Source organism: Roseomonas sp. FDAARGOS_362 (assembly GCF_002754815.1).
Taxonomy (GTDB): domain Bacteria; phylum Pseudomonadota; class Alphaproteobacteria; order Acetobacterales; family Acetobacteraceae; genus Roseomonas; species Roseomonas mucosa.
Map to the genome: position 1 here is coordinate 2,853,292 of NZ_CP024588.1, position 18,869 is coordinate 2,872,160.

The 18,869-nt window shown below is 72.4% G+C and carries 19 protein-coding genes; 18 read left to right on the forward strand and 1 reads right to left on the reverse strand.

Features of this window, described 5'->3' with window-relative positions; translation table 11 throughout:
• The first annotated feature begins 11 nt into the window (after positions 1-11).
• The 18 genes from mdlC (at position 12) to CTJ15_RS17765 (ending at position 17,584) form a co-directional block, all read left to right on the forward strand.
• On the forward strand, positions 12-1,622 hold the full coding sequence (mdlC, locus tag CTJ15_RS17680) for a benzoylformate decarboxylase (RefSeq protein ID WP_075822270.1): 1,611 nt from the start codon (positions 12-14) through the stop codon (positions 1,620-1,622).
• A 73-nt stretch (positions 1,623-1,695) separates the two neighbouring features.
• Complete coding sequence (locus CTJ15_RS17685) at positions 1,696-2,685, forward strand: tripartite tricarboxylate transporter substrate binding protein (RefSeq protein WP_019460469.1); 990 nt, start codon at positions 1,696-1,698, stop codon at positions 2,683-2,685.
• Between the two features lie 478 nt (positions 2,686-3,163).
• The gene (locus tag CTJ15_RS17690; protein WP_075822271.1) at positions 3,164-3,424 is read left to right on the forward strand and encodes a recombinase-like helix-turn-helix domain-containing protein; all 261 of its coding nucleotides are present in this window, start codon (positions 3,164-3,166) and stop codon (positions 3,422-3,424) included.
• Entirely contained in the window at positions 3,405-4,196 is a 792-nt protein-coding gene (locus CTJ15_RS17695; RefSeq protein ID WP_019460471.1) for an ABC transporter ATP-binding protein, read from the forward strand. The genes CTJ15_RS17690 and CTJ15_RS17695 overlap by 20 nt, the downstream gene beginning before the upstream one ends.
• Before the next feature lie 23 nt (positions 4,197-4,219).
• Positions 4,220-5,224 (forward strand): ABC transporter substrate-binding protein, encoded by a 1,005-nt coding sequence (locus CTJ15_RS17700; RefSeq protein WP_019460472.1) that lies wholly within the window; start codon positions 4,220-4,222, stop codon positions 5,222-5,224.
• Positions 5,225-5,226: 2 nt separating this feature from the next.
• Complete coding sequence (locus CTJ15_RS17705) at positions 5,227-6,069, forward strand: ABC transporter permease (RefSeq protein ID WP_202801181.1); 843 nt, start codon at positions 5,227-5,229, stop codon at positions 6,067-6,069.
• A gap of 29 nt (positions 6,070-6,098) precedes the next feature.
• Entirely contained in the window at positions 6,099-7,148 is a 1,050-nt protein-coding gene (locus CTJ15_RS17710; protein WP_075822272.1) for an aromatic ring-hydroxylating dioxygenase subunit alpha, read from the forward strand.
• A 4-nt stretch (positions 7,149-7,152) separates the two neighbouring features.
• The gene (locus CTJ15_RS17715; RefSeq protein WP_075822273.1) at positions 7,153-7,899 is read left to right on the forward strand and encodes an SDR family oxidoreductase; all 747 of its coding nucleotides are present in this window, start codon (positions 7,153-7,155) and stop codon (positions 7,897-7,899) included.
• The gene (locus tag CTJ15_RS17720) at positions 7,896-8,684 is read left to right on the forward strand and encodes an alpha/beta fold hydrolase (RefSeq protein ID WP_075822274.1); all 789 of its coding nucleotides are present in this window, start codon (positions 7,896-7,898) and stop codon (positions 8,682-8,684) included. The genes CTJ15_RS17715 and CTJ15_RS17720 overlap by 4 nt, the downstream gene beginning before the upstream one ends.
• On the forward strand, positions 8,681-9,505 hold the full coding sequence (locus tag CTJ15_RS17725) for an IclR family transcriptional regulator (protein WP_099781778.1): 825 nt from the start codon (positions 8,681-8,683) through the stop codon (positions 9,503-9,505). Before CTJ15_RS17720 ends, CTJ15_RS17725 begins: the two co-directional genes overlap by 4 nt.
• On the forward strand, positions 9,475-10,431 hold the full coding sequence (locus CTJ15_RS17730; protein WP_058389817.1) for a VOC family protein: 957 nt from the start codon (positions 9,475-9,477) through the stop codon (positions 10,429-10,431). Before CTJ15_RS17725 ends, CTJ15_RS17730 begins: the two co-directional genes overlap by 31 nt.
• A gap of 5 nt (positions 10,432-10,436) precedes the next feature.
• A complete protein-coding gene (locus tag CTJ15_RS17735) occupies positions 10,437-11,222 on the forward strand; it encodes an SDR family oxidoreductase (protein WP_019460479.1) in 786 nt (261 codons plus the stop codon).
• An 11-nt stretch (positions 11,223-11,233) separates the two neighbouring features.
• Positions 11,234-12,934: a thiamine pyrophosphate-binding protein gene (locus CTJ15_RS17740; protein ID WP_019460480.1), complete on the forward strand. Its 1,701-nt coding sequence runs from the start codon at positions 11,234-11,236 to the stop codon at positions 12,932-12,934.
• A gap of 2 nt (positions 12,935-12,936) precedes the next feature.
• Positions 12,937-13,758, forward strand: a complete 822-nt coding sequence (locus tag CTJ15_RS17745) for an aspartate dehydrogenase (protein ID WP_019460481.1) — start codon at positions 12,937-12,939, stop codon at positions 13,756-13,758.
• 14 nt (positions 13,759-13,772) lie between these two features.
• Positions 13,773-15,248, forward strand: a complete 1,476-nt coding sequence (locus CTJ15_RS17750; protein WP_058389816.1) for an aldehyde dehydrogenase — start codon at positions 13,773-13,775, stop codon at positions 15,246-15,248.
• A 4-nt stretch (positions 15,249-15,252) separates the two neighbouring features.
• Positions 15,253-16,515, forward strand: a complete 1,263-nt coding sequence (locus CTJ15_RS17755; protein WP_099781779.1) for an FAD-dependent oxidoreductase — start codon at positions 15,253-15,255, stop codon at positions 16,513-16,515.
• The gene (locus CTJ15_RS17760; protein WP_058389814.1) at positions 16,512-17,105 is read left to right on the forward strand and encodes a pentapeptide repeat-containing protein; all 594 of its coding nucleotides are present in this window, start codon (positions 16,512-16,514) and stop codon (positions 17,103-17,105) included. The genes CTJ15_RS17755 and CTJ15_RS17760 overlap by 4 nt, the downstream gene beginning before the upstream one ends.
• A gap of 23 nt (positions 17,106-17,128) precedes the next feature.
• Positions 17,129-17,584 (forward strand): flavodoxin domain-containing protein, encoded by a 456-nt coding sequence (locus tag CTJ15_RS17765; protein WP_019460485.1) that lies wholly within the window; start codon positions 17,129-17,131, stop codon positions 17,582-17,584.
• Positions 17,585-17,952: 368 nt separating this feature from the next.
• On the opposite strand, the gene CTJ15_RS17770 is transcribed toward CTJ15_RS17765, so the two are convergent.
• Positions 17,953-18,864 (reverse strand): LysR substrate-binding domain-containing protein, encoded by a 912-nt coding sequence (locus tag CTJ15_RS17770; protein WP_075823306.1) that lies wholly within the window; start codon positions 18,862-18,864, stop codon positions 17,953-17,955.
• Positions 18,865-18,869: the final 5 nt, after the last annotated feature.

The following is an 18,869-nucleotide window of genomic DNA, read 5'->3' on the forward strand; positions in this document are numbered from 1 at the left end:
AACGCCACCCCATGTCTGTCCATTCCGGCGCCACGACCACCGTGCGGCAGGCGGTGCTCGACCTGCTGCGCGACCTCGGCATGACCACGGTCTTCGGCAATCCCGGCTCCACCGAGCTCGGCCTGCTCGACCGCTGGCCGGCGGATTTCCGCTATGTCCTGGGCTTGCAGGAAGCGAGCGTGGTCGGCATGGCCGACGGCCATGCCCGGGCCACGGGGCGGGCCGCCTTCGTCAACCTGCATTCCGCCGCCGGGGTGGGCCATGCGCTGGGCAACCTCTTCACCGCCTGGCGCAACCAGACGCCGCTGGTGGTGACGGCGGGGCAGCAGGCGCGCTCGCTGCTGCCGAACCTGCCCTTCCTCGGCGCCACGGACGCGGCGCAGTTCCCCCGGCCTTATGTGAAGTTCAGCATCGAACCGGCCCGGGCGGCGGATGTGCCGGCGGCCATCGCCCAGGCGCACCGCATCGCCATGCAGCGCCCCTTCGGCCCCTGCTTCGTCTCCATCCCGGCCGATGACTGGTCGGCCACCTGCCAGCCGGTGCAGCCGCGCCGCCTGTCAGCGGAGATGGCGCCCGATCCCGCCGCCATCGCGGCGGCCGCGCGGGCTATCGCGGCGGCGCGCCGGCCGCTGATCGTGGCCGGGTCGGAGGTGGATGCCGAGGGCGCGGGCGAGGCGCTGGTCGCCCTGGCCGAGCGTCTCGGCGCGCCGGTGATGACCGCGCCCTTCGCCTCGCGCATCGCCTTCCCGGAGGAGCATCCGCTCTTCGACGGCTTCCTGCCCGCGGCGCCCCAGGCGGTCTCCGACCGGCTGATGGCGCATGACCTCGTGCTGGTGGTGGGGGCACCGGTCTTCACCTTCCACATCGAGGGCGACGCGCCCTTCTTCCACAGCGGCATCCCCCTCTTCCAACTCACCATGGATGGGGAGGCCGCCGCCTCCGCCCCCGCCGGCACAGCCATCCTGGGCAGCCTGCGCCTGGGCCTGCCGGCGCTGGCCGCCGCCCTGCCGGTGGCGGAACGCGCCTCGCCCCTCCCGCGCCCCCGCCCCGCGCCGCCCCTGCCCGCCGAGCCGATCCCCGCCGGCTGGCTGCTGCACCGCCTCCAGGCCGCCATGCCGGAGGATGCGGTGCTGGTGGAGGAAGCGCCCTCGCACCGCCCCGCCATCCAGGCGCAGATGCCGCGGAACCGCTGGGGCAGCTTCTTCACCATGGCCAGCGGCGGGCTCGGCTATTCCCTGCCGGCGGCGGTCGGCATCGCGCTGGCGAAGCCGGGGCAGCGCGTGGTCTGCCTGATCGGCGACGGCTCGGCGATGTATTCCTTCCAGGCGCTCTGGACCGCCGTGCAGCACCGGCTGCCGATCGCCGTGGTGGTGATCAACAACGGCGGCTACGGCGCCATGCGCTCCTTCAGCCAGGTAATGCAGGTGCGCGACGTGCCGGGCATCGACCTGCCGGGCATCGGCTTCGTCGACCTGGCGCGCGGGCTGGGCTGCCCCGGGCAGCGCGTGACGCATCCCGCCGCGCTGGACGAGGCGCTGCGCGCCGCCTGCCATGCCGAGGGGCCGATGCTGGTGGAGGTCGCGGTCGATCCGGCGATCCCCACCCTCTACCACAAGTCCTGACCGGGGAACGGCCCGCCGGAAACCAGACCGCCCGCCGGAAGAAGCGGGGCGGCGCTTCACGAGGAGGAAATCCATGTCCGGGATTGTCACCCGCCGGGGGCTCGCCCTCGGCAGCCTCGCCCTGCCCTTGCTTGGCACGGCCCGCGCCCAGGATACGGCCAACGCCCCTTGGCCCACCAGGCCGGTGCGCGTCATCGTGCCCTTCCCGCCCGGCGGGCTGGTGGACACGCTGGCGCGCGCCGTGACGCAGCGGATGACGGCGCAGCTCGGCCAACCGGTGGTGGTGGAGAACCGTGCCGGCGCGGGCGGCAATATCGGCGCCGACGTGGTGGCGAAGTCGCCGCCCGACGGCCACACGCTGCTGGCCAGCGCGCTCGGGCCGCTCGCCGTCAACCAGTACATCTACCGCAGCATGCCCTATGACACGCAGACCGCCTTCGCGCCGATCGTGCTGCTGGCCCATACGCCCAAGGTCCTCTGCGTCGCCAACGTGCGCCCCTGGCACAGCGTGGGCGAGGTGATCGCGGCGGCGAAGGCGGCGCCGGGCCGGCTCACCGCCGGCTCCGCCGGCGCGGGCAGCAGCCTCCACCTGGCGCTGGAGCTGTTCAGGCAGCGCACCGGCGTGGACATCCAGCACATCCCCTACCGCGGCGCGGCCCCAGCGGTGACGGATCTCGTCGCCGGGAACATCGACATGGTCATCGACAACGTGCCGAACATCCTGGGCCAGATCCGCGGCCATGGCGTGCGCCCGCTGGCGGCGGCCAGCCCGCAGCGCCTGCCGCAGCTGCCGGACGTCCCCACCATGCGCGAACAGGGCGTGGACTTCGTCTTCGGCACCGCCTTCGGCATGGCGGCGCCGGCGGGCACGCCGCCCGCCATCACCGAACGCGTGGCGGCCCTGGTCACGGCGGCGCTGCACGACCCGGAGATCGGCGGACGCTTCGTGGAACAGGGAGCGCAGATCGGCGGCGGCACCCCCGCACAGTTCGCCGCCGTGGTGGAACAGGAACGCAGCACGCTGGAGCCGGTGATCCGCGCCGCCGGCATCCGCGCGGAGTAGAAGCGCCAGCGCTCCGGCGGACCGACGGTGCCACCAGCGCAGGCATCGTGCTGTTTTCTTTTCGGGCGCCCCGCTGCTCCACCTGTTCTCAGGGATCAACTTCTCAGGGATCAACCCACGGGCTGACGGCCACCACAGGCGCCCACTCAAGCCCGGGGTCCGGGGACCGGCTTCGGTCCCCGGCGGAGAGGGGGCCGGGGCGAGAGGCAGCGCCTCTCCCCCGGGACCGCCACAGGCATGGCGCCAGCAGGCATCGCTGCGCCTCGCTGGGCAGTCCTGAGCACTTTCTCGCACAACTCCCGGCAAAGAAGCTCACTGAACAGGCAATGAGCCTGTCGCGAAGGCCTTCTCTTCGCAGTTGCACAGTAGAATTCCTGAAGTTCGCAGATTCCTGTTGAAGGCCCAGACGTATTGCGCAAGAATTTTGAACACAAAGTTCTTATTTGAACATCCACCCCAAACAGCGTGGACATCCGACGTGAACCCTTCGCACGACACCCTGGCCCGCCAGAGCCTTGCCCGACCGCTGACCGAGGCTGAGGTGGCGCTGGCGGCCGCGCTGGAACGGGCCTTCGCCGAAGGCATCCACGACTTCGCGGCCCTGGCGGACTGGCTGCAGCGGGACGGCGTGCCGGCGCCCTCGGGCGAGGCCTCGCCCTGGACGCTGGAGAAGCTCGGCGCCGAGCTGTCCGCCATCAACGCCTCGCTGGACGATGCCTATGCCCGCCGCGACGCCTGACGCCCCCGCGCTGGAATTCCGGCACGTCACGCGGCGCTTCGCCTCGGGCGGCGGCAGCTTCACCGCCGTGCAGGACGTCACCTTCGCCGTGCGGCCGGGCGAGTTCGTGTCGGTGATCGGCCCCTCGGGCTGCGGCAAGAGCACGATCCTGAACATGACCGCCGGCCTCGACCGGCCGAGCGAGGGCTCCGTCGCGGTCAGCGGCGTGCCGGTGACCGGGCCGAACGAGCATGTCGGCTTCATGCTGCAGAAGGACCTTCTGCTGCCCTGGCGCAGCATCCTGCGCAATGTCGAGTTCGGCCTGGAATCCCGCCCCGTTTCCCGTACCGAGCGGCGCGAGCGGGCGCTGCGCGAGCTGGCCCGGTGCAAGCTGGGGGATTTCGCGGACCGCTATCCGTACCAGCTTTCCGGCGGCATGCGGCAGCGCGCGGCGCTGGCGCGCACCCTGGCCATCGAGCCCGACATCGTGCTGCTGGACGAGCCCTTCTCCGCCCTCGACGCGCAGACCAAGCTGGTGCTGCAGGCGAGTTTCGCGCAGACCATCGCGGCCTCCGGCATCACCACCGTGCTGATCACGCACGACCTGGCGGAAGCAGTGGCCATGTCCGACCGCATCCTGGTGATGAGCGAGCGCCCGGGCCGCATCGTGGAGGAGATCGTGCTCGACCTGCCCTCCCGCGACGAGCCCGCCGCGCGCCGCGCCCATCCGCGCAGCGGCGAATACGCCGCCTATCTCTTCGACAAGCTGCATCTGGCCGACCAGGCCGCCTGAGACCCGCGAGAAGGCCACCGCCCATGCACCCCGTGACCCGCCGTACCATGCTCCGCACCGCCCCGCTGCTGGCCGGCCTGCTGGCCGCGCCCGCGGTGCGGGCCCAGGGGGGCAAAGGCCCGGAGAAGCTGACCTATCTCTTCCCGGCGCCCGACACGCTACCGGCCTTCGCGCCTTTCCAGATCGCGCGGCACAAGGGCTACTACCGCGAGGCCGGGCTGGAGCCGGTCTTCCAGACCGGGCGCGGCGGCGCCGACGTGGCGAAGCAGGTCGCGGTGGGCAATGCCGAACTCGGCGGCGGCATCGGCGACACGCCGCTTGTGGTGCGGCCCAACGGGCTGGCGGTGCGCGGCGTGGCGCTGCTGGGCAACCGGCCGCTGAGCCAGATCATCGTGCGGCAGGACAGCGGCATCACCGACATCCAGGGGCTGCGCGGCAAGAACATCGGCGTCATCGCCTTCCAGGACACGACCTACTACAACCTGCTCGCCGTGATGGCCTCGGCGGGGATGCGGCGCACCGACGCGAACATCCAGGCGCTGGGCCCGGCGGGCCTCGTGCAGCTGATGGGCTCGGGCGGCATCGTCGCCATGTCCGGCGTGCCGGAATGGGCGGTGACGGTGGAACGCGCCGGCGTGCCGGTGAACGTCATGGCCATCGACAGGATCTTCCCCGCCATGGCGCAGGCGATCCTGGCCTCCGACAGGATCATCGCCGAGCGCCCGGCCGTGGTGCGCGGCTTCGTGCAGGCGACGCTGCGGGCGGTGAAGGAGATAGCCGCCGATCCGGTCGCCGCCGCGCGCACCTATGTCGAGGCGGTGCCGAGCCAGGCCGAGAACCTCGCCGCGAACGAGGAGATCCTGCGGCGCTATGCCACGCTGATCTACGCGGTGAACGACAGGCCGGATTTCGGCAGCTTCGACCCGGCGCGCATCGCGGCGGTGGGCAGGTTCTACCTCGAGCACGGCATCGTGCAGAAGGCGGTGCCGGTCGAGGACACCTACACCAACGAATTCGTGGCGAAGTGACCATGTCGGCGACCGAACAGCTCGCGGTGTCCCCGGCCCTCGCCCCCTCCCCCACGCCAGTCGCGCCCCGCATCGTGCCGGCGGCGGATGCGCTGCGCTGGGCCGCCATGGGGGGCATCTTCGCCGCCTTCCTCGCCGCCTGGCAGTGGCTGCCCGCGATCCTGGCGATCCCGCCCTACATCCTGCCGCCGCTCTCCGACACGATGGCGGAGATGGCGCGGATGTGGGCGCAGGAGGATCTGCTCGCGAACTTCCTCTCCACCCTCAGCATGACCATCCTGGGCTTCCTGGTGGGCGGGTTCTGCGGCGCGGCGGGCGGCTACCTGCTCGGCATGTCGCGCTTCTGGGAACAGGCGCTCTCGCCCTTCCTGCTGGCCCTGCAGATCGCGCCGAAGGTGGCCTTCGCGCCGCTCTTCATCATGTGGTTCGGCTACACCGCCTGGCCGAAGCTGCTGGTCACCATCCTGGTCGTCTTCTTCCCGATCCTGGTGAACGTGCTGCAATCGATGAAGACGGTGGACCGGGACCTGATCAACCTCGCCCGCGCCTATTCCCTGAACCGCTTCCAGATCTTCCTCAAGATCGAGCTGCCGGCCTCGATGCCTTCGCTGATGGCGGGCCTGCGCATCGGCGCCACGCTGGCGGTGATCGGCGTCACGGTGGGCGAGCTGGTCGGCGGCAATACCGGCCTGGGCTACCTGATCTCCTATGGCGAGGGCCAGGCCAACGCGGCCATGGTGTTCAACGCCATCCTGCTGCTGACCGCGATCGGCATCGCGCTCTACGCCGCCGTCGCCGCGGTCGAGAAGCGCGTCCTCCACTACATCCCCCGCGCCCGTTCCTGACGCGCCGGAAGACGAGGGAATCCCCGACGATGAGCGAGGCCATCACCCTGAAGGAGCGCATCGAGGACCGCGTCAACAGCGGCATCCTCGGCCAGTGGTACGCGGTGGCGAAGTCCAGCCATGTCCGACCCGGCAAGCCGCATGGCGTGAAGGCGCTGGGCCGCAACCTCGTGCTGTGGCGCGACAAGGACGGCGCCATCCGCTGCATCGAGGACTACTGCCCGCATCGCGGCGCGCGCCTGTCCTATGGCGTGGTGCACGAGGGCAACATCGCCTGCGGCTATCACGGCGTGGTGCTGGATGGCGACGGGCGGATCCTGCGCGTGCCGGCCATGCCGAAATGCTCGCTGGAGGGCAAGAAGGCGCTCGCCAGCTATCCGGTGCGCGAGCTGGCGGACTGCGTCTTCGTCTACTTCGCCTCGGTGGAGAAGCCGGAGGCGCCCGAGCTACCGACCCCGCCGGAGCTGGCGGACCCGGAATGGACGGGCTTCCTCTGCTATTCCCACTGGGCCTGCAACTACCGCTACGCGCTCGACAACCTCGCCGACCCGATGCACGGCTGCTACCTGCACGCCAACAGCTTCACCCTGGCCTTCGGCGCGAAGCAGGACCACATGAAGCTGGAGCAGCGGGAGGACGGCTTCCTCGTTTCCCGTGTCGAGCAGGCCGGCGAGAATTTCGACTGGACGGACATGGTGGTGACGCCGGACGGCAGCTACTGCCGCCTCGACATCCCCTACCCCAAGGCGGCCGGGCCGGGCGGCGTGTTCCGCATCATCGGCTTCACCACCCCCGTGGACGACACGCACTGCATGGTCTTCTTCTGGCGGCTGCGGAAGGTGCAGGGCCTGGCGCGGGAGGTCTTCCGCTTCATGTACCGCACCACGCTGGAGCCGCGGCACTGGGCGGTGCTGGAGCAGGACCGCGTCATGCTGGAAGGCATGCCGGACGACGCCCGCAAGCGGGAGATGCTCTACCAGCACGATATCGGCGTGGCGCGCATCCGGCAGCTGCTGAACCGGCAGGCCAAGGCGCAGATCGCCGCCGAGGACGCGGCGCTGACGCGGGCGGCGGGCTGAGCGCATGTCAGACCTGATGCTCTCCGGCCGCACCATCCTCGTCACCGGCGCGGCGCGCGGGCTGGGCCTGGTTCTGGCCGAGGCGCTGCGCGGCTGCGGGGCGCGGCTGGTGCTGGCCGACCGCGATGCGGAGGCCGGCGCGGCGGCGGCGGAGAAGCTGGGCGCGCGCTTCGTGCCGGTGGACCTCGCCGAGCCGGACGCCATCCTCGCCATGGCGGCGGATGTCGCGGCGCAGGAGGGCGCGCTGGACGGTCTGGTGAACAACGCCGCCATCGCCACCGGCATCGGCGGCGTCACCTTCGAGGAGATCGGACAGGAAAGCTGGGACCGGGTGATGGCGGTGAACGTGCGCGGCACCTGGCTGGTGATCCGCGCCCTGGCGCCGCTGCTGCGGCGGGGGCGGGACGCGCGCATCGTCAATGTCGCTTCCGACACCGCGCTCTGGGGCGCGCCGCGCCTGCTGTCCTATACCGCCAGCAAGGGGGCAGTGATCTCCATGACCCGTTCCCTGGCCCGCGAGCTGGGGCCGGATGGCATCGGCATCGCCGCCGTGGCGCCCGGCATCCTGCGCACGGAATCCACCGAGTACGTGCCGCCGGCCCGCCACCGGCTCTACGAGGAAGGCCGTGCCGTGCCGGGGGTGCAGGAGGCCGCCGACATCGCCCCCACCGTGGCCTTCCTGCTGACACCGGGCGCATTGGCGCTCACCGGGCAGGTGCTGCCGGTGAACCGGGGCTTCGTCTTCACATGAAGCTGGAACGCATCCGCCTCGGCGGCATCGGCGCCCTGCGGCGCGGCGGGGAGGGCACGCCCTTCGTCCTGCTGCACGGGATCGGCAGCGCGCCGGAAAGCTTTCTGCCTCTGGTCGGGGCCCTGGGCGGGAACGCTCCGGTCCTGGCCTGGGACATGCCGGGCTATGGCGGCTCTGTGGACCTCGCGCCGGAATGGCCCGATGCCGGGGACTATGCCGCCGCCCTCGCCACGCTGCTGGACGAGGCCGGCATCGCCCGCTGCATCCTGCTGGGCCATTCGCTCGGCGTGGTGACGGCGGCGCGCTTCGCCCGCCTGCATCCGGAGCGCGTGGCGCTCTTCGCCGCCCTTTCCCCGGCACTCGGCTATGGCGTGCCCCGCGGCGGCACGCTGCCGCAGGGCATCCAGGCGCGGCTGGACGACCTGGACCGCCTGGGTCCCGAGGGCATGGCGGCGCTGCGGGTGGAACGGCTGGTCTTCGAGCCGGAGAAGCGCCCCGCCGTGCTGGACGCGGTGCGTGGCGCCATGGGCCGGGTCCGCCCGCCGGGCTATCGCCGCGCCAGCCTGCTCCTGGCCGGGGCCGACGTGCTTTCCGATGCCGCCGCGATCCGCGTGCCCTCGCTGGTGGCCGCGGGCATCGAGGATGTGGTGACGCCGCCTGCCAATGCGGAGAAGCTGGCCGCGGCCCTGGGCATCGAGGCCCGCCTCGTGCCCGGCGTGGGCCATGCCCTGCCGCAGGAGAAGCCGGAAACGGTGGCCGCCCTGCTGCGGGAGGCGCTGTCGTGAGCGAGAGCACCACCTATGCCGTGCCGCCGGTGGAGCGCGCGCTGAAGCTGCTGCGCCATATCGGCGCCGGCGACCCGGTGATCAATGTCAGCCGCAGCGCCGCCGCGCTCGGCATCAACCGCACCACGCTGATCCGCCTGCTGCACACGCTGGAGGCCGAGCGCTTCATCGAGCGGCGCCCCGACGGCGTGGGCTGGCGGCTTGGCCTCGGCGCCTTCACCGTGGCGGCGGAGGCGCTGGCGCAGCAGGATATCGTGCGCGTCAGCACCGAGGTGCTGCAGGCGCTGGTGAAGGAGATCGGCTTTTCCGCGCATCTCGCGGTGCTGGACGAGCTGTCCATCGTCTACCTGCTGCGCCTGACGCCGGACATGCCGCTGGTCAGCAATGTCCGCGTCGGCAGCCGCCTGCCGGCCCATGCCACGAACATGGGCCGCGCCATCCTGGCGCAGCTTCCCGAGGCGAGGGTGCGGGTGCTCTTTGCCGGCGCGGCGCTGGAGAAGGTGACGGCCCAGACCCCCACCACGGTGGACGCGCTGCTGACCCAGCTCGCCCAGGACCGCGAGGCCGGGCTGGCCTGGAGCGCCGGCTATTTCGAGACCGGCGTCAGCTCCGTCGCGGCACCGGTCTTCGATTCCACCGGCCACTGCGCCGGGGCGATCAACGTCACCGGCCATGCCGACTGGTTCGGCAACGACCAGGGACGGCGCGAGGCGATCGGCCGCGCGCTGGCCCGGGCCGCCGCCGACATCTCCTCGCGGCTCGGCTTCAACAACAAGGACAGGAACGCACCATGGTCGGCGTCGATTTCCTCCGCGGCATAGTGATGCGCGCCCCCGGGATCACCGCGACCCGGGAGTTCTACGAGAAGAACTGGGGTCTCACCGTCTCGGCGGAGGCGGACGGCACCGTCTATCTCCGCGGCACCGGGCCGGAGCCCTTCATCTATGGGCTGCGCGACGACAATGTCTTCGGCGTGGACTACGTGCATTTCGGCATGGGCGACCGCGCCGGGCTGGAGGCGCTGCACCGCTCGCTGCAGGAGAGGGGCGCGCGCGGCCTGACGGCGATCGTGCCGCTGGCGACGCCCGGCGGCGGCCTGGGCTTCGAGCTGCTGGACCCGGATGGCCGCCGCCTGCGCATCAGCGCGGAGGTGGCGCGCAACCCGGACACCGAGGATGCCACCGGCAAGCCACGCAAGGCCTCGCATGTCGTGCTGAACACGCCGGACATGGAGCGCGCGCAGGAGTTCTTCGAGGCCCTGCTGGGCTTCAAGGTCTCCGACTACTCGGCCAACCAGATGGTCTTCCTGCGCTGCGCCAGCGACCACCATTCCATCGCGCTGAACCGCGCCCCCTATGCCAGCGTGAACCATGTCGCCTTCGAGATGCCGAGCATCGACAGCTTCATGCGCGGCATCGGGCGCATGCGCGTGGCGGGGCAGGCGGCGGCCTGGGGTCCGGGGCGGCACGGGCCGGGCAACAACCCCTTCGCCTATTTCGTCTCACCCTCCGGCTTCGTGATCGAGTTCACCTCCGAGGTGCAGCAGATCGACGAGGCGACGCACCAGCCGCAGGTCTGGCCGCGCGACCGCCCCGATGCGATGGACCAGTGGATGACCGCCGGCCCGCCGACGCCCGCCATGCGCGCGGTGATGCAGGGCCGCCCCGACCCGGGCTTCGCCGAGACGGCGCTGGCCGCGCCCGCCACCGCAGCCCCTGCCGTGGCCCCCTTGGCGAAGGCGGGCTGAGCGCCATGGACCTGGGCTACGCGGGCCGCGTCGCGGTCGTGACCGGCGGCACCTCCGGCATCGGCCTCGCCTGCGCGCGGCTGCTGCTGGCGGAGGGCGCCTCGGTGGCCATCTGCGGGCGGGACGAGGCACGCCTGGCCTCGGCGCGCGAGGCGCTGGGCGGCGGAGAGAGCCTCCTCGCCCATCGCTGCGACGTGCTGGACGGGGCGCAGGTGGCGGGCTTCGCCGAGGCCGTGCGCGGCTGGCGCGGGCGCTGCGACCTGCTGGTGAACAATGCCGGCCAGGGCCGCGTCTCCACCTTCGCCGAAACCACCGACGAGGCCTGGCGGGAGGAGCTGGAGCTGAAGTTCTTCAGCCAGATCCGCCCGCTGCGCGCCTTCCTGCCGCTGCTGCGGGCAAGCGACGCCGCCGCCATCGTCGGCGTGAACTCGCTGCTCGCCCTGCAGCCCGAGCCGCACATGGTCTGCACCTCCGCCGCGCGGGCGGGCGTGCAGAACCTGCTGAAGTCGCTGGCCACCGAGCTGGCGCCCGCGATCCGGGTGAACTCCATCCTGCTGGGCCTCGTGGATTCCGGCCAGTGGCAGCGCCGCTGGCAGGCCGCCCATGCCGAGACCGGCATCGGACGCGAGGCCTGGTTCGCCAGCCTCGCCGCGAAGAAGGGCATCCCCGCCGGCCGCCTCGGCCAGCCGGAGGAGCCCGCCCGCGCCATCCTCTTCCTCGGCTCCCCAGCCGCCTCCTACGTCACCGGCGCCCAGCTCGAAGTCTCGGGCGGCGTGTCGCGCTTCCTCTGAGGACGCCTCCCATGTCACAGACCGCCCTCTCGCCCCAGCCGGCCGGCACCACCACCTTCGCGGAAACGGTGGGCGAGCTGGTGGCGCGCTACCTCGCCGATATCGGCGTGGAGATCGTCTTCGGCGTCATCTCCATCCACAACATGCCGATCCTGGACGCGCTCGCCACCCAGGGCCGCATCCGCTTCGTGCCGGCGCGGGGGGAGGCCGGGGCGATGAACATGGCCGACGCCTATGCCCGCGTTTCCGGCGGGCTGGGCGTCGCCATCACCAGCACCGGCACCGCCGCCGGCAATGCGGCGGGGGCACAGGCCGAGGCGCTGACCGCGGGCTCGCGCGTGCTGCACATCACCACGCAGATCGACCTGCCCTTCGCCGACCGCGACCGCGCGCCGATCCATGACGTGCCGCGCCAGCCGGACATGCTGAAGGCGGTGAGCAAGGCCTATTTCCGCATCTGGGACGGCCATGCCGCGCTGGGCATGCTGCAGGCCGCCGCCGGCGCCGCGCTGACGCCGCCGACCGGCCCGGTCTCGCTGGAGATCCCGGTGGACGTGCAGCGGCAGAAGGCAGGCGGCGCCTCGCTCCAGGCCTTCCGCGCGCCGATGATCAACCGGCCGCAGCCCGACCCGGTGCTGCTGGACCGCGTGGCCGACCTGCTGTGCGCGGCGAAGCGCCCGGTGCTCTGGCTCGGCGGCGGCGCGCGCGGGGCGGAGGCGGAGGCCACTGCGCTCGCCGCGCGCGGCATCGCTGTCGTCACCAGCACCAACGGGCGCGCCGTGGTGCCGGAAAGCAGCCCGCACAGTCTGGGCGCCTTCAACATGGGGCCGGAGGCGCAGGCGATCTACGACCGCAGCGACCTGATGATCGTCATCGGCTCCCGCCTGCGCGGCAACGAGACGCGCAACAACGCCATGCGCCTGCCACGCCCGCTGGTGCAGATCGACGCCGATGCCGCGCAGGGCGGCCGCAACTACGCCGCCGACCTGCTGCTGCACGCCGATGCCGGCGCCGCGCTGCGCGGCCTGCTGGAGCGCCTGCCGGAACAGCTCGACACCGACCGGATCTTTCTGCACGACGTCACCATCGCCCGAGCCCAGGCGGAGGGCGCGCTGCGCGCCAATCTCGGCCCCTACCAGGTCGTGGCGGATGCGCTGCTGGAGCGCGTGCCGGCCGGCCGCCATCCCTGGGTGCGCGACGTCACCATTTCCAACAGCACCTTCGGCAACCGCTACGTCCAGATCGCGGCGCCCAATCTCGGCGTGCACGCGCTGGGCGGCGGCATCGGCCAGGGCATCGCCATGGCCATCGGCGCCTCCCTCGCGGCGGCGGAGAAGACCGTGGCGCTGATGGGCGACGGCGGCGCACAGCTCGGCATCGCGGAGCTGATCAGCGCCGTGGAGGAGAAGGCGCCGATCGCCTTCGTGCTGATGAACGACAAGGCCTATGGCGTGATCAGGAACATCCAGGACGCGCAGTATGGCGGGCGGCACCACTACTCCGCCCTGCGCACCCCGGACTTCGCCCTGCTCTGCGCCGCCATCGGCATGCCGCACACCCGCATCGCCGATGTCGAGGACTTCGCCTCCGCCCTGGACGCGGCGCTGGCCGAGGAAGGGCCGCGGGTGCTGGAGATCGACATGACGGAGATCGGCCCCTTCGCCAATGCCTTCGCCGGCCCGCCGGCGGGCGCCGCGGGCGGGGCGCGCTGACCATGCGGCGCCTCGGCCTGATCGGCGCGGGCGGCATGGCGGCGACGGTGCTGGAGGCGCTGGCCGCGCATCTCCCGGCACCGCTGGAGCATGTCACCATCCTGGTCCGCCCCGGCAGCGAAGCGAAGGCCGAGGCGCTGCTCGCCGCGCACCGCGTGGCGGAGACCGGCAGCGTGCGCGGCGACATCGCGGGCTTCCTGGCCGATGCGCCGGATGTGGTGGCGGAATGCGCCGGCCATGGCGCGGTGCGCGACCATGGCGAGGCCGTGCTGCGCGGTGGGCGCGACCTCGTGGTGATCGCCATCGGCGCCCTGGCGGATGCCGAACTGCATGCGCGCCTGGAGGCAGCGGCGCGGGCAGGGGGCGCGAAGCTCGTCCTGCCTCCTGGTGCCGTGGGCGGCATCGACGCGCTGGGCGCGGCGCGGCTCTCGGGGCTGGAGGAGGTCACCTATCTCGGCCGCAAGCCGCCGCGCGCCTGGAAGGGCACGCAGGCCGAGACCCTGCTGGACCTCGACGCGCTGACGGAACCCACGGCCTTCTACGAGGGCACGGCGCGCGAGGCGGCGCGGGACTATCCGCAGAACGCCAATGTCGCCGCCACCGTGGCGCTGGCTGCGGGCGGCTTCGATACGGTGCGGGTGAAGCTGGTCGCCGATCCGGGCATCGGCCGCAACGTCCACGAGGTCGCGGTGCGCTCCGGCTGCGCCGATTTCACCATCAGGCTGGAGGGGCGTCCCTCGCCGGCCAATCCGAAGACCTCGCTGACTGCGGGGTACAGCGTGGCGCGCGAGCTGCTGAACCGCGCATCCGCCACCGTCATCTGAGGGAGGCCAGACTCATGCGGCCGTTCGATCTGCCCGAGGGAAAGCTCTATTTCGCCGGCGAATGGCGCGAGGGGCGGGGTGCCGAGATCACCTCGACCTTTCCCGCCGACCGCTCGCTGAATCGGGTGCTGCGCGGCGCCTCGGCGGAGGATGTGGACCTCGCCGTCGAGGCGGCGCAGCGGGCGCAGCGCGACCCGTCCTGGCGCAACCTGCGGCCGCACGAGCGCGCCAGCTACCTCTATCGTATAGCGGAAGGCATCGCGCGCGAGGCCGACCGGATCAGCTATGTGCAATCGCGCGACACGGGCAAGACCCTGGCCGAGACGCGCGCCCTGGCGATGAGCGCCGCGGGCACCTTCCGCTACATGGCGGCGCTGCTGGAAACCTCGGAGGAGGCGCTGACGCCGCAGCGGGGCGATGCGCTGACCCTGTCGGTGCACGAGCCGCTGGGCGTGGTGGCGGGGATCACGCCCTGGAACTCGCCCATCGCCTCGGACGCGCAGAAGGTCGCGCCCGCGCTCGCCGCCGGCAATGCCGTGCTGCTCAAGCCCGCCTCCTGGAGCCCGCTGGTCTGCCTGGAACTCGCCCGCATCGCCGAGGCGGCGGGCCTGCCGCCGGGGCTCTTCTCCGTCCTGCCCGGCGCGGGCGGCGTGGTGGGGGAGCGGCTGGTGACGCATCCCGCCATCCGCAAGGTCTCCTTCACCGGCGGCACCGAGGTCGGCCGCGCCCTGGCGCAGAAGGCGGCGGCGAAGCTGATGCCCGTCTCGCTGGAGCTGGGCGGCAAGTCGCCCACCATCGTCTTCGCCGATGCGGATCTGGACGTGGCGCTGGCGGGGGTGCTGTTCGGCATCTTCTCCTCCACCGGCCAGTCCTGCATCGCCGGCTCGCGCCTCTTCGTGCAGCGCGCGGTGTACGAGGAATTCGTCTCCCGTCTCGTCGCCGCCACGAAGGCGCTGCGCGTCGGCCACTCCTTCGAGCCGCGCACCCAGGTCGCGCCGCTGATCCATGACGACCACCGGGATTCGGTGGAGGCGATGATCCGCGACGCCGTGGCCAGGGGCGCCGAGGTGCTGGCGGGCGGGCAGCGGCCGGAGGGGATGGAGGAGGGCGTCTATCTGCGCCCCACCATCCTGGCGGAGGCGGACAACAACGCCCGCATCTGCCGCGAGGAGGTCTTCGGCCCCGTGCTGGTGGTGCTGCCCTTCGACAGCGAGGAGGAGGTCGTGGCGATGGGCAACGACAACGACTACGGCCTCGCCTGCGGCATCTACACGCGCGACTTCCCGAAGGCCTGGCGCGTCGGGCGGGCCATCGAGGCGGGAACGGTCTGGGTGAACACCTACAAGCAGTTCTCCATCTCCACCCCCTTCGGCGGCGTGAAGGACAGCGGGCTGGGCCGCGAGAAGGGGCGCGAGGGCATCCGCGCCTGGATGGCGCAGAAATCCTTCTACGTGGACCTGCCCGGCCGTCCTCATCCCTGGGCTGCGTGACATCATGACCCAGCGCATCGCGATCATCGGCGCCGGCCCCAGCGGCTGCTTCCTGGCCCAGGCCCTGCGCCGGGACTGGCCGCAGGCGGAGATCGACATCATCGAGCGCCTGCCGGTGCCCTATGGGCTGTTGCGCCATGGCGTGGCCGCCGACCACCAGGGCACCAAGGCGGTGTCGCGCCAGTTCGACCGGCTCTTCGAGCGCGAGGGCGTGCGCTTCTGGGGCGATGTCGGGATCGGCCGCGACGTGACGCTGGAGGCGCTGCGCGGGCTCTACGATGCGGTCTTCCTGGCCCTGGGGCTTTCGGGCGACCGGCGCCTCGGCATTTCCGGCGACGACCTGCCGGGCGTGCACGGCTCGGGCTGGGTGACGCGCTGGCTGAACAGCCATCCGGACGAGGCCGGACGCGTGCCTGCCCTCGGCGCGCGGGTGGTGGTGATCGGCAACGGCAACGTGGCGCTCGACCTCGCGCGCATGCTGAGCAAGGACGAGGCGGAGTTGGCGGGCAGCGACCTCGATCCGGACCATGCCGCCGTGCTGTCCGCCGTGCGCGAGGTCACGGTGGTGGGCCGTGGCGCGCCGGAAGCGGCGCGCTTCGATGTGGCCATGATCAAGGAATTCGGCAGGCTCGCCGGCACGCGCATCAGCGTGCCGCCGGCGGACGGCCCGGCACCGGAGGATGCGCCTTCCGCCGCGCGCCTCGCCGCGCTGCGGGCGCTGGACGGCGCGGGCGGCGGCGACCGCCGCCTCGGCTTCCGCTTCAACCTCGTGCCCGAGGCGGTGCTCGGCACCGAACGCGTGGAGGCGGTTCGCTTCCGCGACCGCCGCAGCGGCGCGGTGGAGGAGATCCCCGCCGACACGGTGCTGACCGCCATCGGCTTCGAGCCCGGCCCGGCCGAGGCGCTGCACCGCGCGGCCTGCGGCCTGCCACCGGGCGCGGCCCTGCCGCCGGAACTCTCGCCCGGCCTCTACGCCGCCGGCTGGTTCCGCCGTGGCCCGCGCGGCACCATCCCGGAGGCCCGTGCCGAGGCGCGGCTCGTCGCCGATGCGGCGCGCGCAGCGCTCGCCACCGCCACGGGCGCGAAGCCGGGCCGGGAAGGGCTGGCCGCCCTGCTGCGGGAACGGGGCGTGGAGCCGGTGGGCTTCGCCGACTGGCTGCGCATTCGCGCCGCCGAGGAGGCCGCAGCCAGCGCCGGGCGGGTGCGCCGCAAGGGCGCCACCCGCGACGCCCTGCTGGCCCTGTGCCGTGAGCTGGCCGAGGCATGAGCGACATCCCGTTCGCCATCGCCGCCCCGCTCCGCTCCGGCGAGGTGGTGGAGTTGCGCGGCCGCCGCATCGAGGTGCCGCTGGACCTGTCCGGCCGCGCGCTCGGACATCTCGACCTGCGCGGCACCGTCTTCGCCGCGCCGCTGCGCCTCGCGGGCACGGTCTTCGAGGGGCTGGCCTGGTTCCAGGACTGCCGCTTCGAGGCCGGCATCGACGCCTCCGGCGCGCGCTTCGACCGCGATGCCCGCTTCGACGGCGCGGTCTTCGAACGCCAGGCGCGCTTCTCCGGCGCCGAGTTCCGCGGCACCGCCAGCTTCGACACCGCCCGCTTCGCCACGCTGGCGGAGCTCGACCACGCCGTGGCCTTCGGCAACCTTTCCTGCGACAGCGCCCGCTTCGAGGCTGCCGTGACGCTGCAGGACACTGAATGCCTGGGCGGCTTCTGGTGCAACGCCGCGCGCTTCGATGGCCGCGTGGACCTGCGCGGGCTGGAGGTGCATGGCCGCACCTGGCTGCGCGGCGCCTCGGGCGAGAAGGGCCCCGAGGCCCTGCTGCGCGAGATCACCGCCTACGGCTTTTCCTGGACCTGATATCCCACCGAGGAGACCCTGCGATGAAGCTCCTGATCCTGGTCGGCACCATGACCGGCACGGCGGAGATGGTGGCGGACGAACTGGCCGCCGCGCTGGACGGCGCCGAGATCGTGGCCATGGATGGCGGCGACCCCGCCGTGCTGGAGGGCGCGGAGGCCTGCATCCTCTGCACCTCCACCTATGGCGACGGCGAGGTGCCCGATGGCGCCAGGCCCTTCTACGACACGCTCCGCGCCTCCGCGCTCGACCTGTCCGGCCTGCGCTACGGCGTGATCGCGCTCGGTGACAGCAGCTACGAGACCTTCTGCGAAGGCGGCAAGCTGTTCGACAAGGCCCTTGCCGTGCGCGGCGCCCGCCGCATCGGCGAGGTCCTGTGCTGCGACGCCAGCTCCGGCGACATGCCGGAGGAGAAGGCCCGGGAATGGCTGGAAGACTGGCGGGACGCCCTCACCGCCGAAGCCGGCGCCACCGCCTGAGCTGCCGCGCGCACCGTCCTGCGTTGCGCATCCCGGGGGGAAGGCTCTGCCTTCACCCCCGGTCCCCCATCCGCCAGGACGCTGCGCGCCCTGGACCCCATTCGCTGGCTTCCGCTGCCGGCCGGATCGCGCCGGAGAGCGTGGCTCTCCGGCGACTGCCGCTGCCGCCAGCGCGGACAAGGGGTCTTCGTCTTTGTTCAGGAGCCCCGCCTTTCCGCCTGCTCCCAAGGATCAGGCAGGAAAGCTGACGGCTGCCACAGGCACCCACTCAAGCCAGGGGTCCGGGGACCGGCTTCGGTCCCCGGCGGAGGGGGGGCCGGGGGGGAGGCGGAGCCTCCGCCCCGGGGTTGGCCGGAAGGCGCCGCGCCTCACAGGATCGAGCCGGCTTCCCGCAGCAGGAAGTCGCAGAGCTGCACCACATGCGGGTCGCGGGCGGCGTCCGGGCGGGCGCGCAGGACGAAGGCCCAGGTGCCGGGCAGGGAGAGCGGCGCGAAGAGGCGCACCAGCCGCCCGGTGGCCAGTTCCGCATCCAGCAACGGCGAGCGCCCCAGCGCCACCCCGGCCCCGGCCAAAGCGGCGCCGATCACCTGGTTGTAGCTGCTGAAGCGCAGCACATGGCCGGTGCCGGGCTTCTGGCCCAGGATCGGCAGCCAGGTGGACCAGTCCTTCTCCGGGCTGTCGCCATCCTCTTCCAGCAGGCTGCGGCGCAGCAGTTCCTCCGGGGTGGCGATGGCGGCCAGGGCGGGACTGCAGACGGGGAAGACCGTCTCGGCGAAGAGCAGCCGGTCCGGCGGCACGACCCGGCCGGGCCGGGCGCGCAGGATGGCGAGGTCCAGCCCCTCCGCCGCCATGTCCGGCACATTCGTTTCCACCGCGCGCATGTGCCAGGCGATGCTGGGATGCAGCGCGGCGAAGCGGGCGAGGCGAGGCGCCAGCCAGAGCGAGGCGAAGGAGCCGCTGGCCGAGACCACGAGGTTCTGGCGCGGGTTCCGGGCCTTGTCGCGGATGGCGCCGCAGGCGCTGGCGAGACGGTCCAGCGTTTCCTCCACCACCAGCAGCAGCTCCCGCCCGGCATCGGTCGGGGCGGTGCGGCTATGGCCGCTGCCGTTGCGCGCGCGGCTCAGCAGCGGGGTGCCGAGCTGTTCCTCCAATTGGCGGATCTGGTGGCTGACGGCGCTGGTGCTGACATGCAGCATCTCGGCGGCCTGGGCGAAGCTGCCCTCCCGCGCCACGGCGGCGAAGGCCCGCAGGGCGGGGAGGGAAGGCAGATGGGCAGTCATGGCCG